This is a genomic window from Pseudomonas sp. Marseille-Q5115, from assembly GCF_916618905.1.
In the GTDB taxonomy this organism is placed as follows: Bacteria; Pseudomonadota; Gammaproteobacteria; order Pseudomonadales; family Pseudomonadaceae; genus Aquipseudomonas; species Aquipseudomonas japonica_A.
The window spans coordinates 3,360,967-3,374,960 of sequence record NZ_CAKAKI010000001.1; the positions used below are offsets into that span (position 1 = coordinate 3,360,967).

A 13,994-nucleotide genomic window follows, 5' to 3' on the forward strand; every position below is an offset into this window, starting at 1 on the left:
TTCATTCACCTTTCGAGGACAAGGGTTCGCCAGGGCTCAGCCAGGCGGTCAATTGAGCAAAGCGTTCCACGGCCAGCACCGGTTCGTACGCCATCAGCGCATCGAGCTCGATGGCGCCATAGCCTACTGCGACACACGGCATGCCCGCGTTGCGAGCCATCTGCAGGTCGAATGCCGAGTCGCCGATCATCAACGCACGGTCAGGCCGCACGCCGCAGTAAGCGAGGATTTCTTCGAGCATCAGCGGGTGCGGCTTGCTTCGCGTTTCGTCGGCTGCCCGGGTAATGTCGAAGAAGCTCTCCAGCGAATGCCCCTTCAATACCCGGTCAAGGCCGCGGCGCGCTTTCCCCGTGGCCACGGCCAGCCGGTAGCCCGCCTGCCGAAACAGTTCCAGCCCCTCAGCCACCCCGGGAAAGAGCGGCGACGGGGAGGCTTCAAGGGCAATGTAGCGCTGGGCATATTGATCGCGGAAGGTGAGCACTTCAGCCTCGCTCAGGCGAGGATACAAGGCCTGAATCGCCTCCGGCAGCCCCAGCCCGATGATGCCTTTGACCTGCGTGGCGTCTCGCGGCAACAGCCCACAGGCGACGGCTGCATGCTGCATGGCATCGACGATGCGGCCAATGGAATCGGCCAGCGTTCCGTCCCAATCGAAAATCAGCAGATCGTAATCAGGCACTGGCCAGGCGCTCCACCGCGGCGGCCCATAACTCGTCTACGGGCGCCTGCACGTCCAGGCGGCTGCCGTCAGGAAGGGTCAGAGACAGCGCATAGGCATGCAGGAACAGCCGCTTGCCGCCCAGATCGCGCAGCTCACGGGTGAAGTCCTCGTCGCCGTATTTGGCGTCTCCGGCAATGCAGTGGCCGGCATGCAGCGCGTGCACGCGAATCTGGTGAGTGCGCCCGGTCACCGGCCGCGCCTCCACCAACGTGGCGAACTCGCCGAAGCGGCGCAGCACCTTGAACAGCGTCAAGGCCTCCTTGCCCTCGGGATTGACCTCGACCATGCGTTCGCCGGAGCGCAGGTTGCTTTTGAGCAATGGCGCGTTCACTTGCTTCTTGCTGGTAGGCCAGTGGCCGCGCACCAGCGCCATGTAGCGCTTGTCCACGCCATCGCCGCGCAGCGCCTCGTGCAGATGGCGCAACATGCTGCGCTTCTTGGCGATCATCAGCAGCCCGGAGGTGTCCCGGTCGAGCCGGTGCACGAGTTCGAGCTCCTTGGCATCCGGGCGCAGCTGACGGAAGGCCTCGATTACCCCGAAGCTGAGCCCGCTGCCGCCATGAACGGCAATGCCGGCAGGCTTGTTGAGGATGATCAGGCCCTTGTCTTCGTGCACGATGGCGGCCTCGAGGCGCTGCAGCAGCCCTTGGGCAACCGGCACCGGCGCGTCACGCTCGGGCAGCCGGAGCGGCGGCACACGTACGATATCGCCGGCCTGCAGTTTGTATTCGGGCTTGATACGGCCTTTATTGACGCGTACTTCGCCCTTGCGCAGGATGCGATAAACCAGCGTGCGAGGTACGCCCTTGAGCGCCGTGATAAGAAAATTGTCGATGCGTTGGCCGGCAAGTTCCGGCGCAACTTCAAGCAACTGAACGCCCGAAGTTGGAGGAGAGGTCGTGGTCATGGCGCGGATAATATCAATTTTTCAGCCATTTGAAGCACTTAATGTTTGCTGCTATAGTCCCGAACGCCGCCATAAGCGGCCGGGGAGTGACAGACGGTAAACGACCGCCGCTTACCCAGATGTTCACCGAGGACGCGAGGCCGTCCGACGGGGCTTACACCGCGCGACGAACCTACGGTTCGCACAAGGCGCAGCCTGGCAAGAACGAGTTGAATCCAACAGGGCGGTCTTATCGTGCCCTGGGTGTTCGAATCCTGCGGCTTCTCTATAAGCGCAGCCGTTTTATCGGGCAATGGTGCAGGCTTCGGAAATACAAGCCTTGATTTTTTTAGCGTGCGACAGCCAACCGGCGTCGTGATAAATGCCAACCCGTTGCGGATTCAGCGCGCGGCAGCACCCGAATTATCAGGGATACGTGTAGGGTGGAGATGCACAGGTAGCGTGCCGTGTGGCACCGAGCCCGCCAGTGGCAGCCAGGGTGTCAGCGTTCATACGGGTACTTTCCGTACGGGCCTGACCAGAACTGGCCCGCGGCACGGCCGGCCCAGATGCCCTCGAGGGCGTCCACGATGCACTACCCGATTCCTCCTCCTGACTGAGTGCTTTTGACACCACACAAAGGCAGGACGCGGCGCCATGACACAGGCAAAAAGCCTGAGCGCTGGCAGGGAAGCCCCCTCAGGCCTCTCTCGCACCTGAACACCGACCGTGAGAAGTCGTGTGTGCCGAACGCCGTTTCCGGCAGCCCGGAAACCGACGGTACTACATGAAAAGAATGCTGATTAACGCAACTCAACCCGAAGAGTTGCGTGTAGCCCTGGTAGATGGCCAACGCCTCTATGACCTGGATATCGAATCCGGCGCGCGCGAGCAGAAAAAGGCCAACATCTACAAAGGCCGCATCACCCGTATCGAGCCCAGCCTCGAAGCCGCCTTCGTGGACTTCGGCTCCGAGCGCCACGGCTTCCTGCCCCTCAAGGAAATCTCCCGCGAATACTTCAAGAAGGCTCCCGAAGGGCGAGTCAACATCAAGGAAGTATTGAGCGAAGGCCAGGAAGTCATCGTTCAGGTCGAAAAGGAAGAGCGTGGCAACAAGGGCGCCGCCCTCACCACGTTCATCAGCCTGGCCGGTCGTTATCTGGTGCTGATGCCCAACAACCCCCGCGCTGGTGGCATCTCGCGCCGCATCGAGGGTGAAGAGCGCAACGAACTGCGCGAGGCCCTCAACGGCCTGGTCGCCCCCGCCGACATGGGCCTGATCGTTCGCACCGCCGGCCTTGGCCGCAGCAGCGAAGAGATGCAGTGGGACCTCGACTACCTGCTGCAACTGTGGACCGCGATCAAGGAAGCTTCCTTGGACCGCTCCGCGCCTTTCCTGATCTACCAGGAAAGCAACGTGATCATCCGCGCCATCCGCGATTACCTGCGCCAGGACATCGGCGAAGTGCTGATCGACAGCGTTGAAGCGCAGGAAGAAGCCCTGACCTTCATCCGCCAGGTGATGCCGCAGTACGCCAGCAAGATCAAGCTTTACGAAGACAGCGTGCCGCTGTTCAACCGCTTCCAGATCGAAAGCCAGATCGAGACCGCCTTCCAGCGCGTGGTCGACCTGCCTTCCGGCGGCTCCATCGTGATCGACCCGACCGAAGCCCTGGTGTCCATCGACATCAACTCCGCTCGCGCGACCAAGGGTAGCGATATCGAAGAAACCGCCCTGCAGACCAACCTGGAAGCGGCCGAAGAAATTGCCCGCCAGCTGCGCCTGCGTGATATCGGCGGCCTGATCGTCATCGACTTCATCGACATGACCCCGGCCAAGAACCAGCGCGCTGTTGAAGAGCGTGTACGCGAATGCCTCGAAGCCGACCGGGCACGTGTTCAGGTAGGCCGCATCTCCCGTTTCGGCCTGCTGGAAATGTCCCGCCAGCGCCTGCGCCCTTCCCTGGGCGAAAGCAGCGGCATCGTTTGCCCACGCTGCAGCGGTACCGGCATCATCCGCGACGTGGAATCGCTGTCCCTGGCCATCCTGCGCCTGATCGAGGAAGAAGCCCTCAAGGACCGCACCGCGGAAGTACGTGCCCAGGTGCCGATCCCGGTGGCGGCCTTCCTGCTCAACGAAAAACGCAACTCGATCACCAAGATTGAACTGCGCACCCGCGCGCGGATCATCATCCTGCCGAACGATCACCTCGAAACGCCGCACTTTGAAGTGCAGCGCCTGCGTGACGACAACCCGGAAGTGCTGAACGCGCAGTCGAGCTACGAGATTGCCGCCGCCGAAACCGAGGAAGTGCAACCGGTTGCCGCTACCCGCACCCTCGTTCGCCAGGAAGCTGCAGTCAAAACCGCCCCTGCCCGTGCCAACGCGCCGATGCCAGCCAGCGAAGAGCCCGCCCCAGCCGCCGCGGCACCGCAGCCAAGCACTGCGCCGGCCACCGCCGAACCGAGCCTGTTCAAGGGCCTGGTGAAGTCGTTGGTAAGCCTGTTTGCTGGCAAGGAAGAGCCTGCTGCCCCGGTAGCCGCCGTTTCCGCGCCCAAGCCTGCTACCGAGCGTGGCGGGCGTAACGAAGAGCGCCGTAACGGGCGCCAGCAGAGCCGCAACCGCAACGGCCGCCGCGACGAAGAGCGCAAGCCACGCGAGGAGCGTGCACCACGTGAAGAGCGCGCACCCCGTGAGGAACGCGCACCGCGCGAACTGCGTGAAGATACCCCTTCCGTAGCGCGCGAAGAGCGCCCGGCCCGCCCGCCACGCGAGGCACGCGCCCCGCGTGAGGATCGCCGCCCGCGCGAAGATCGCCCGGTACGTGAGCTTCGCGAACCTCTGGATGCGCCAGCTGCACCTCGTGAAGAGCGCCCGGCCCGTGAAGAACGCGCCGAACGCCCTGCTCGCGAAGAACGCGCGCCACGTGAATTGCGTGAACCGCGTGAAGAACGCGCCCCACGTGAAGAACGTGCGCCGCGTGAAGAGCGTGCCCCGCGTGAGGAACGCGCCCCTCGTGAAGAGCGTGCCCCGCGTGAGGAACGCGCCCCTCGTGAAGAGCGCCAACCGCGCCCTGCCCGTGAGGAGCAACCTGCTCAGGAGCCGACCACGGCCGAAGACGCGGTATTGAACGAAGAACTCCAGGACGACAACCAGGAAGGCAACGACGGTGAGCGCCCGCGCCGCCGTTCGCGTGGCCAGCGCCGCCGTAGCAACCGCCGTGAGCGTCAGCGTGACGCCAACGGCGAACTGATTGGCGGTGAAGGCGACGACGCCGAAGGCAACGAAACCTCGGCATCGACCGAAACCAACGAAGCCACCGGCGCCACCGCTGCTGTAGCTGCCGCTGTGGTTGTGGAGGGCGTGATCAGCCAGGCGGCCGAGGCCCAGGCCCACCACCAGGCCGAACAAGCCACTGCCAGCGTCGCACCGGAAGCCGCTACCGCTGCCCCGGAAATCGTTGCCACCCCGACCGAACAGGCAACGTCCATCGTGCCTGAGCCGTTGGAGCGCCTGGTAGAAGCCCCTGCGGTTGAAGCCGTTGTTGAAACGGCACCCGAGCCGCTTCCTGAGGCAGAGGCAGCACCGATCGTGGAGCAACCGGTTCAACACGTGGAGGTGCCAACGGCGACCGAAGCGGCTGAACTGCCCGTGCCGCCAGTCGCTGACGAACCCGTGCATGTAGCGCCTGTCCAGGCCCCGGCCGCGCAAGAAGCCTTCACTGAGGCTACCCCTGCCGCCGAAGCGCCTGTAGTCGAAGCGCCTGCCCCGGCTCCGGTGGTGCTGTCCAATGGCCGCGCGCCGAACGACCCGCGTGAAGTGCGCCGTCGCAAGCGCGAAGCCGAACTGGCCGCCGCGGCTGCTCGTGAAGCCGAAGAAGCCGCGCAGCTGGCCAACGCCAATGCGCTGGCCCAGGCCGAAGCACCGGTTGAAGTTGAAGTATCGGCACCGGTAGTGGTCGAGCCTGCGCCAGCAGCCGAAACCGAAACCGAAACCGAAACCGCGACCGCTGCTCAAGCAACGCCGGCAGCAGAGCCCGCTACGGCGCCCGCTACAGCGCCTCAGGCCGAGCCTGAAGCCGCCAGCGAGCCAGTGCCAGTTCCGGTAATCGATGAAAACGTGCAAAGCGCTGAAGAAGTGGCTGGTACGGTCGAGGAAACCGAAGCGCAGAACAAGGAGCCCAAGCCTCTGGCCTGAGCCCCGTGATTGAAAAAGCCCCTGTCATCGCAAGGTGACAGGGGCTTTTTTATGACGTAGGGACCGGTACAACCGAGCATTTGCGCTGGCTATGGTTCGGGGGCGGTCGCCGCCCTCCTACAGAGCCAGATCCTCAGGAAGGTCTACATCCCGTAGCACCCCAGGATCATCGACCTCTATCAGCGTCACCCTGCCCTGCTGCAGCAAACCTCGCCCGCCCTGGTCTCCGCTCAGAGCCATCAGCGCCTGGGCATACGTCGCGTCGAAGCCCACGGGATGGCCCCGCTTGCCTTCACGCAAAGGAACCACAGCATGGCCGGCGGTAATGGCGTCAACGACGCGGGAATGAGTTTGAGCACGTATCCATGGCATGTCACCGAGGGCTACCAGCCAGCCGGCGGCACCAGCGCGGGCACGCACGGCGGCACTGAGGCTGTCGCCCATGCCGGCCGAGGGCACCACGAGAGTATCGAAGCCGTAGCTAGCGGCCAGCGCCGTCATCTCGCCAAGGCGCTCGCTGCCTTGGCGCAGCACCAGCAATCGTTCACCGGCCCATTGGCTGAACGCCGACAAACTGTGTGCCAATACCGCCCGCTCACTGCCGTCCAGCCCTGTGCACGGGGCCAGCAGCTTGTTGGCTTCACGCCCCGCCTGCTCGGCAAAGCGGCGACCGTAGCCCGCGGCCAGCACCACGGCACATACCCCGCTCATGCGGCCTGGTTCTTGATGGCAACAACTTGGGCCATCAGCGACAGTGCGATTTCCGCCGGCGTGTGGCTACCGATGGGCAAGCCGATCGGGCCATGCAGGCGGGCCAGGGAAGCGCTGCTTACGCCAAGGCAGGCAAGGTTTTGCTTGCGCTTTTCACTGTTCACCCGCGAGCCCAACGCGCCCACGTAGAAGGCTTTGGAATCCAATGCCGTTAGCAACGCCATATCATCCAGGCGCGGGTCATGGGTCAGCGCCACGATCGCGGTGCGTTCGTCGGGGTGAATCGCCAATACCGCGTCGTCAGGCATGCCCGGGACGAAGCGCGCCTGCGACGCCTCCCATCCTTGGCTGAATTCGGTGCGGGGGTCACAGATAAGTACTTCGAAATCCAGCAGGCCAGCGATGTCCGCAACGCAGCGGGATAGCTGGCCAGCCCCGATCAGCAGCATGCGCCAGCGTGGCCCGTAAACGGCGCGTAGCTGTTGGCCGTCAAAGTGCTGGGACGTTTCGCGGTCGGCCGTTTCAAGTCGAACAGCGCCGCTGGCAAGGTCCAGTTCGCGGGCAACTATCTCATGGTTGGCACAGCGCGCCAGCAGCTCGTCGACCCATCCTGCATCCTGTATCCATTCCTCGGTAAGGCGCAGCGTGCCGCCGCAAGGCAGGCCAAAGCGCGCTGCTTCCTCCTTGGTAACACCATAGGTAACCAGCTGAACCTCGGGCCCTTCGCGCTGCAGGCGCCCGTCATGCAGGCGGCCAATCAGGTCGTCCTCGATACAGCCGCCGGACACCGAACCGCTGACAACGCCATCATCGCGCAGGGCAAGCATGGCGCCCGGTGGGCGTGGCGCGCTGCCCCAGGTTTGTACCACGGTATAGAGCACCACGGCGCGGCCTTCTGTCAACCAGCCTTGCATGTCCCGCAATACGCCAAGATCGACGCTGTTCATTGCTTACCCCTTCACCGCTACCATTACCTGTGCGCTCGCAAACGAGTACAGGTATCGGACGGCAACGCAGCGGCGTGGTTCAGGTGGCAGGGAGCACATTAGGCTCCATTTCCAACGTAACGCCAAAGCGATCGTGAATGTCGGCCTGGATATCGCGGGCCAGGGCCAATAGCTCTTGGCCCGTCGCGGCGCCATGATTGACCAGCACCAGGGCCTGATCCTTGTGCACCGCGGCGTCGCCACGCCGATAGCCCTTCCAGCCAGCCTGCTCGATCAGCCATCCGGCCGCCAGTTTCACCTGGCCATCGGGCTGAGGGTAACCGACCATCGCGGGCCAGCGTTGCTGCAAGGCTGCCGCCTGCGCCTGGGCCACTACAGGGTTTTTGAAGAAGCTGCCGGCATTGCCAAGCACGGCCGGGTCCGGGAGTTTTTCCCGGCGGATCGCGCAGATTGCGTCACTGACGGCTTGCGGGCTGGGCGCCGTGATGCCCTGCTCGGCCAGGCGCTTGCGAACCGGCCCGTATTCGAGGTGCAACGGCGCCTCGCGATCCAGCCAAAAGCGTACCCGCAAGATCACCCAACGCCCGGGTTGCTGCTTGAACAGGCTGTCGCGGTAGCCGAAACGGCAGGCTTCCACGCTGAAATCCAGCAGCTGGCCAGTATGGCGGTCCAGCGCAGTGAGCCCGGCGAAGACGTCCTTCACTTCTACGCCATAGGCGCCCACGTTCTGCATCGGCGCGGCGCCTACAGTGCCAGGGATAAGGCTGAGGTTTTCCATCCCTCCCAGGCCCTGCCGGAGGGTCCAGCACACGAAGTCATGCCAGGGTTCGCCCGCCTCGGCCTCGATCATCACCCGGCTGCCGTGTGTTTCGAGCAACCGCCGGCCGCGGCTGGCCATGCGCACTACCAGCCCGGGTATGTCCTGGAGCAACAGTACATTACTGCCGCCCCCCAGCAGGTGAACGGGCAGGTGGTGTTGCTCGGCGTACGCCAGCGCGGCGATCAAGCCAGCATCGTCGGCCACCTCCACAAACTGTGCTGCGCGCACGTCCACACTAAAGGTGTTGTAAGGCTTGAGCGATACGGCTTCGCGAATCGCCGGGGTCATCCGGCCTCCAGCAGGCGTCGCACCCGCTCCAGGTCTTCGGGGGTGTCTACACCAGGCGGCGGCGCGATGGACGCCTCCTCCACATGAATACGCACGCCATGCCAAAGCGCCCGGAGCTGCTCAAGGGACTCGGTCTTCTCTAGCCAGCAGGGGCCCCACCGCACGAAATCCTGGAGGAAGCCGGCGCGGTACGCATAGATGCCAATATGCCGCTGATACGGTACGCCTTCGGGTAGCTCGTTCGGCCGCTGGGCCAGCGCATCCCGTGCCCAGGGCAAGGGTGCCCGGCTGAAGGTAAGGGCCAGGCCAGTAATGTCGGCCACCACCTTCACCACGTTGGGGTTGAACAGCTGGGCCGCTTCGAGCAGCGGCTCGCTGAGCGTGGCCATGCGTGCCCGGGTGTTGGCCGCAAGGTTGCCAGCCACCTGATCGATCACCACCGGCGGGATCAGCGGTTCGTCACCCTGCACGTTCACCACGATAGCGTCTTCAGCCAGCCCCAGATGGGCAGCCACTTCGGCCAGGCGATCGGTGCCCGATTCATGGTCGGAGCGGGTCATGACCACTTCTGCGCCAAAGGCTTCACAGGCTGCCTGGATACGCGCGTCGTCGGTAGCGATCACCACCCGCGCCGCCTTGCTTTGCCTGGCCTGTTCCCATACGTGCCGGATCATCGGCTTGCCGGCGATCTGCTGCAATGGCTTGCCGGGGAAACGGGTAGAGGCGTAACGGGCAGGAATGACAACCGTGAACGCCGTGGTCATTTTTCGAGGCGCTCGTCGTCGGTAAGGGTGCGGGCCTCGCTTTCGAGCATTACCGGGATACCGTCGCGAATGGGATACGCCACCCCGGCGCCCTTGCTGATCAGTTCGGTCTTGTCCTCGCTCAGCTTGAGCGGGCCCTTGCAGATAGGGCAGGCGAGAATGTCGAGCAGTTTGGTGTCCATAAGGGTCCTTGCATCAAGGGGCAGGCTTCAGGCGCCTGGCTGGCCCACCAGGCGAGCCAGGCAGGCATCGAACCAGGCCACGAAGGCTGGAGAAGGTTGCGCATCCACCGCCAGGTACCACCAGTTATTGCGGGCGAAACCCTGGCATTTTACTGCGTCCTTTTCGGTCATCAGTACCGGCAGGGAAGGTTCGAATGTCAGTTGCTCGGCACTGTAGGTGGCATGGTCGGCGAAGGCGTGCTCGGTCGGGCGCCAGTTTAGCGCTTCGAGGGTAGAGAAGAAACGCCGGGGGTTACCGATGCCGGCAACCGCATGCACGGCCTGCCCCGACGGGAAATGATCGAGGCCAACCCGCTCGCCGGACGCCACGTTGACCAGCGCGGTGGGCTGCAAGGTCATGCCGTAGCCGAGGCTTGAATCCCCTTGTTGGCCGTTGCACAGCACCGCGTCTACCTCGGCGAGCCGCTCGGGTGGCTCGCGCAGGGGCCCCGCCGGAAGGCAGCGACGATTGCCCAGGCCGCGAGCGGCGTCGATCAATACCAGTTCAAGGTCGCGCGCCAGGCGGTAGTGCTGCAACCCGTCGTCACACAGGATGAGGTCCAGCGGGTGCTCGGCGAGCAGGGCCCGGGCCGCCTGAGCGCGGTCTGGATCGATGGCCAGCGGTACGCCGCTGCGCTGCACGATAAGCAGCGGTTCATCCCCTGCCACGGCTGCTGCATCGCCAGCCCTTACCTGCCAGGGAAACTGTGGCGGGCGCGCACCGTACCCGCGGCTGATCACCCCCACGCGCAGGCCTGCCTGGCGGCAATGGTCGATCAGCCAGAGGATCATCGGCGTTTTACCGGTACCCCCTACGGTGATATTTCCCACTACCACCACGGGAACGGGGGCTCTCCACCCCGGGCGGGTACCGTCCTTGAACGCTTGGCGGCGGCGGCCGGCCACTCGCCGGTAAAGCGCTTCCAGCGGCGTGAGCAGCGACAGCCCGGGATGGCCTTCGTACCACGCCGCGAGCAGGCGATCAGAAAATGCCATCAGTGAGCCGCCTGCGCCTCGACCGTGGTCATGCTGAGGCGGCTGAAGCCAAGCTTGCCCGCAGCGTCCATCGCAGTGATCACCGCCTGATGGGGGGTTTTCCCGTCGGCGCTGATGGACAACGGCAGGCTGGTATCGCCGCCGGATTCTGCCTGCAGCGCCGTCAGCAATGTGTCCAGGTCACTTTTTGGCAGCACGTGTTTATTGATGGCGTAGTTGCCGTCAGCGCTGATCGCGATGTCCAGCCGCTTGGGTGGGTTTTCTTCCGGCGCACCATTCACGGCTTGTGGAAGTTCCACACGCAGGGCCGTCTCGCGGGTGAAGGTGGTGGTGACCACAAAGAACAGCAGCAGGATGAACACCACGTCGATCAGTGACGTGAGGTTGATGTCAATCTCTTCGCGGCGCCGGCGGCTTCGGCGGAACTTCACGCCCGGCCCCCCTCGATGTCTACTTCGCGGTCACCGTGCAGCACCTCCACCAGCTTGATGGCGTCCTGCTCCATGCGTACCACCAATTCGTCGATCCGCCGTTGCAACAAGCGGTGGAAGAATACCGCCGGGATCGCTACGAACAGCCCGGAAGCGGTAGTGATCAAGGCCTTGGAGATACCGCCTGCCAGCACCGTAGCGTTAGTGGCGTTACCGCTGGCATTGAACGCGCTGAAAATATCGATCATCCCCAGCACCGTGCCCAGCAAACCGAGCAGCGGCGCCATGGCGGCGATGGTACCGAGAGCCCCCACATACCGTTCCAGCTCGTGGATCACGCTACTGGCGGCTTCTTCGATACATTCTTTCATGATGTCCCGGCCGTGGCGGGAATTGGCCAGCCCGGCAGCAAGCACTTCGCCCAAGGGAGAATTGGCGCGCAACTCCTTGAGCTTTTCGCTGTTGAGTTGCTTGTCCTTGATCCACTTCCATACCTGCGCCACCAGATTGGGCGGGGTGACCCTGCTGGTGCGCAGTGTCCATAGGCGCTCGGCAACGATCGCAAGCGCCGCGACGGAGCTCAGAATAATCGGCAACATCATCCAGCCACCGGCTTTTACCAATTCCCACACAGTGCGGCACCTCTCGAACAAATTCGGCAACTCTATCACAACCGCCCGCGCACAGGCCGGCAGCCTATCGCCCATCCTCTGGCGCATCATTGCGCCATAAACGCGGGCGCGCCCGCCATTTGATGGGTGTGCTATCCCGGCCCAGTACCCATTCGACCGCGCCTGCCCGGGCGCTGTCGAACGGTACGATGCCCCGCTGCGCCAGCCGCTCGGACACTTCCGGGTGGGGATGACCGAAGCGATTGTTCCAGCCCCGGGAGATCAACACGTTCGTGGGTGCCAGCGCATCGAGGAATCCGGCCGAGCTCGACGTGCGGCTACCGTGATGGGGCGCCTGAAGCCACTTCACATTTAGTCCGGGCCAGGCCGCAAGCAGCGCCCGCTCGGCCTGGCTGTCGATATCGCCAGTGAGCAGCAGCCGCTCGCCGTTGGCTTCGATCAGCAACACGCAGGACGCCGGGTTGGGGCTTTGGGCACGGGGCCAGCGCCAGGGTTCGAAACGTACCCCATCCCACTCCCATGGCTGCGCGCCTTCGCAGGGTTGGCCTTGCCAGCGTCGAGGGGCGGCGCTGGGCTCGCCAACCAGCACGCGTGTTGGCAGCAGCTCGCGGATGACGGACTCCGCGCCGCCGCTGTGGTCGGCATGGTCGTGGCTGATGATCAGGGTATCCAGCCGGCGTACCCCGAGGCGGCGCACACTCGGTACCACGATGCGTTCGCCGGCATCTCCCGCGCGATAGGCCGGCCCGGCATCGAACAGCAGGGCGTGGTGGCGGGTGCGTACCAGGATGGACAAGCCCTGCCCCACATCAAGCTGCACCACCTGCGCCTGCCCCCAGGAGGGCCTTGGCAGTGGTGCGAAAGCCAGCTGCAGAATGAGCGGCGCCCCAAGCCAGCGCAGCGGAACCCCAGCCGACAACAAAAGCAGCACCGCACCGCACGCTGCCAGCAGCCAGGCCCATGACGGCACGCGAGGCCCAAGCCAGGGCGGCGACATTTCAGCCGCCACGGCCAGCACGCCGAGCAGCCCTTCAAGCGCGCCAGCGGCGCACCCCAACAGGAACTCGCCCGCCCCTGGCAACCACACCCCGAGGGTGCCGGCCAACGCCAACGGCAACACGATAAAGCTGATCCAGGGCACGGCAAGCAAGTTGACCAGAGGCCCACTGAAGCTGATGCCCAGCCCCAGCGCACTCATGACCACGGCCAGCCCCAGCGCCACCAGCCACTGCGCGCGCCACCATGCTCGCCACCAGGGCCAGCCCCCCAGCCGCCCGGAGAACCCGAGCAGCAGTACCGCCACCGCGGCGAACGACAACCAGAAACCGGGCGTGAGGCTGGCCATGGGGTTGATCAGCAGGACGGCTACCAATGCCAACAGCAGCGGCGTGAAAACCCCCATATGCCGGTACCGCCAGCGCCAAAGCAACGTGATGCAGATCATCACGCAAGCGCGCTGCACCGGCACCTCGAACCCGGCAAGCAGGCCGTAGCATAGGCCGGCGCCCGCCGCGCCAACGCACGCGCAGGGCAACCAGGGCAACGGGCGCGGCCATGCACCCAGCCGAGCCAGCCCCGCCACCAGCCCGTATACCAGGCCGGCGAGCAAGCCTACGTGTTGCCCGGATATAACGAACAGGTGGACGGTACCGGTGGCCTGCAGTACCCGCCATTGCTGTGGGCGCAACCCGGAATCATCTCCGAGCACCAACGCTACCAACAATGGCGCCAGCGCATGGGCAGACGACGACAGCATCTTCTCCCGGACCACCTCACGGAGGCTCAGGCTACCGGCTTCCACACGGTAACCGTCCTTGGCATGGGCGGTGGCGCCAATGCCTTGGGCGAACAGCCAGGCTTCGTAATCGAAACCGCCAGGGTTGACCACCCCGCGAGGGCGAGCCAGCGACAACGCCAGCCGCCAGCGATCCCCGCTGCGCACGGCCGCGCCGCCGGGCCAGTTCACCCGAATAAGGCTGGGCAACTCACCACGGCGCGAAACCGCATCACGCAGCTCGAAGCGAACGCCTGTTGCGGTGGATACCGGCAGGCCCACGACCCGCCCCTCTACCCACACTGTTCGATCGTCAAGACGTGGATCGAGTTGATCGGCGCTGGTGCGCAAGGCACAGAACAGTGCCCACGCCAGCCCGGCGAGCGCTGATCCAGCACATCGGCTGACCCGCCCGGGTTGGAACGCGAACATCAAGCCCGCCACGGCCAGGCTTGCCACTACCCATTCCGGCGGCAAACCAGGCCACCAGCGGGCCCCTAGTACACCTGTTACAAAAGCCAGCAGCGCTGCTCGCATACCCCCCTCCCTGGCGGCCCGGCGCAGTATGGCCGGGCAAGGCTACCAAGGGGGAATTGGACCGTTAC

12 protein-coding genes are annotated in these 13,994 nt (G+C 64.6%); 1 reads left to right on the plus strand and 11 read right to left on the minus strand.

The features are described from left to right. Window position 1: 1 nt before the first annotated feature. On the minus strand, window positions 2-679 hold the full coding sequence (locus LG385_RS15335) for an HAD-IA family hydrolase (protein WP_225774991.1): 678 nt from the start codon (window positions 677-679) through the stop codon (window positions 2-4). Beyond that, on the minus strand, window positions 672-1,628 hold the full coding sequence (gene rluC / locus LG385_RS15340; protein ID WP_181117366.1) for a 23S rRNA pseudouridine(955/2504/2580) synthase RluC: 957 nt from the start codon (window positions 1,626-1,628) through the stop codon (window positions 672-674). Before rluC ends, LG385_RS15335 begins: the two co-directional genes overlap by 8 nt. A gap of 766 nt (window positions 1,629-2,394) precedes the next feature. Between rluC and rne the strand changes: the two genes are divergently transcribed. After that, window positions 2,395-5,805, plus strand: coding sequence for a ribonuclease E (gene rne / locus LG385_RS15345; protein ID WP_225774992.1), 3,411 nt, complete (start codon window positions 2,395-2,397; stop codon window positions 5,803-5,805). 117 nt (window positions 5,806-5,922) lie between these two features. Here rne and LG385_RS15350 read toward each other — a convergent pair whose 3' ends face one another. The 9 genes from LG385_RS15350 to LG385_RS15390 form a co-directional block, all read right to left on the minus strand. Continuing rightward, window positions 5,923-6,516, minus strand: a complete 594-nt coding sequence (locus tag LG385_RS15350; protein WP_225774993.1) for an NTP transferase domain-containing protein — start codon at window positions 6,514-6,516, stop codon at window positions 5,923-5,925. After that, window positions 6,513-7,463: an XdhC family protein gene (locus LG385_RS15355; RefSeq protein WP_225774994.1), complete on the minus strand. Its 951-nt coding sequence runs from the start codon at window positions 7,461-7,463 to the stop codon at window positions 6,513-6,515. The genes LG385_RS15350 and LG385_RS15355 overlap by 4 nt, the downstream gene beginning before the upstream one ends. A gap of 79 nt (window positions 7,464-7,542) precedes the next feature. After that, window positions 7,543-8,571 (minus strand): UDP-N-acetylmuramate dehydrogenase, encoded by a 1,029-nt coding sequence (gene murB, locus LG385_RS15360; protein WP_225774995.1) that lies wholly within the window; start codon window positions 8,569-8,571, stop codon window positions 7,543-7,545. Continuing rightward, window positions 8,568-9,335, minus strand: a complete 768-nt coding sequence (kdsB, locus tag LG385_RS15365; protein ID WP_225774996.1) for a 3-deoxy-manno-octulosonate cytidylyltransferase — start codon at window positions 9,333-9,335, stop codon at window positions 8,568-8,570. Before kdsB ends, murB begins: the two co-directional genes overlap by 4 nt. After that, entirely contained in the window at window positions 9,332-9,517 is a 186-nt protein-coding gene (locus LG385_RS15370) for a Trm112 family protein (RefSeq protein ID WP_181117360.1), read from the minus strand. The genes kdsB and LG385_RS15370 overlap by 4 nt, the downstream gene beginning before the upstream one ends. Before the next feature lie 27 nt (window positions 9,518-9,544). Continuing rightward, window positions 9,545-10,552, minus strand: coding sequence for a tetraacyldisaccharide 4'-kinase (gene lpxK / locus LG385_RS15375; RefSeq protein ID WP_225774997.1), 1,008 nt, complete (start codon window positions 10,550-10,552; stop codon window positions 9,545-9,547). Beyond that, a complete protein-coding gene (locus LG385_RS15380; RefSeq protein WP_225774998.1) occupies window positions 10,552-10,983 on the minus strand; it encodes an ExbD/TolR family protein in 432 nt (143 codons plus the stop codon). Before LG385_RS15380 ends, lpxK begins: the two co-directional genes overlap by 1 nt. After that, window positions 10,980-11,615, minus strand: coding sequence for a MotA/TolQ/ExbB proton channel family protein (locus LG385_RS15385; protein WP_225774999.1), 636 nt, complete (start codon window positions 11,613-11,615; stop codon window positions 10,980-10,982). The genes LG385_RS15380 and LG385_RS15385 overlap by 4 nt, the downstream gene beginning before the upstream one ends. 64 nt (window positions 11,616-11,679) lie before the next feature. Then, complete coding sequence (locus LG385_RS15390; protein ID WP_225775000.1) at window positions 11,680-13,926, minus strand: DNA internalization-related competence protein ComEC/Rec2; 2,247 nt, start codon at window positions 13,924-13,926, stop codon at window positions 11,680-11,682. Window positions 13,927-13,994: the final 68 nt, after the last annotated feature.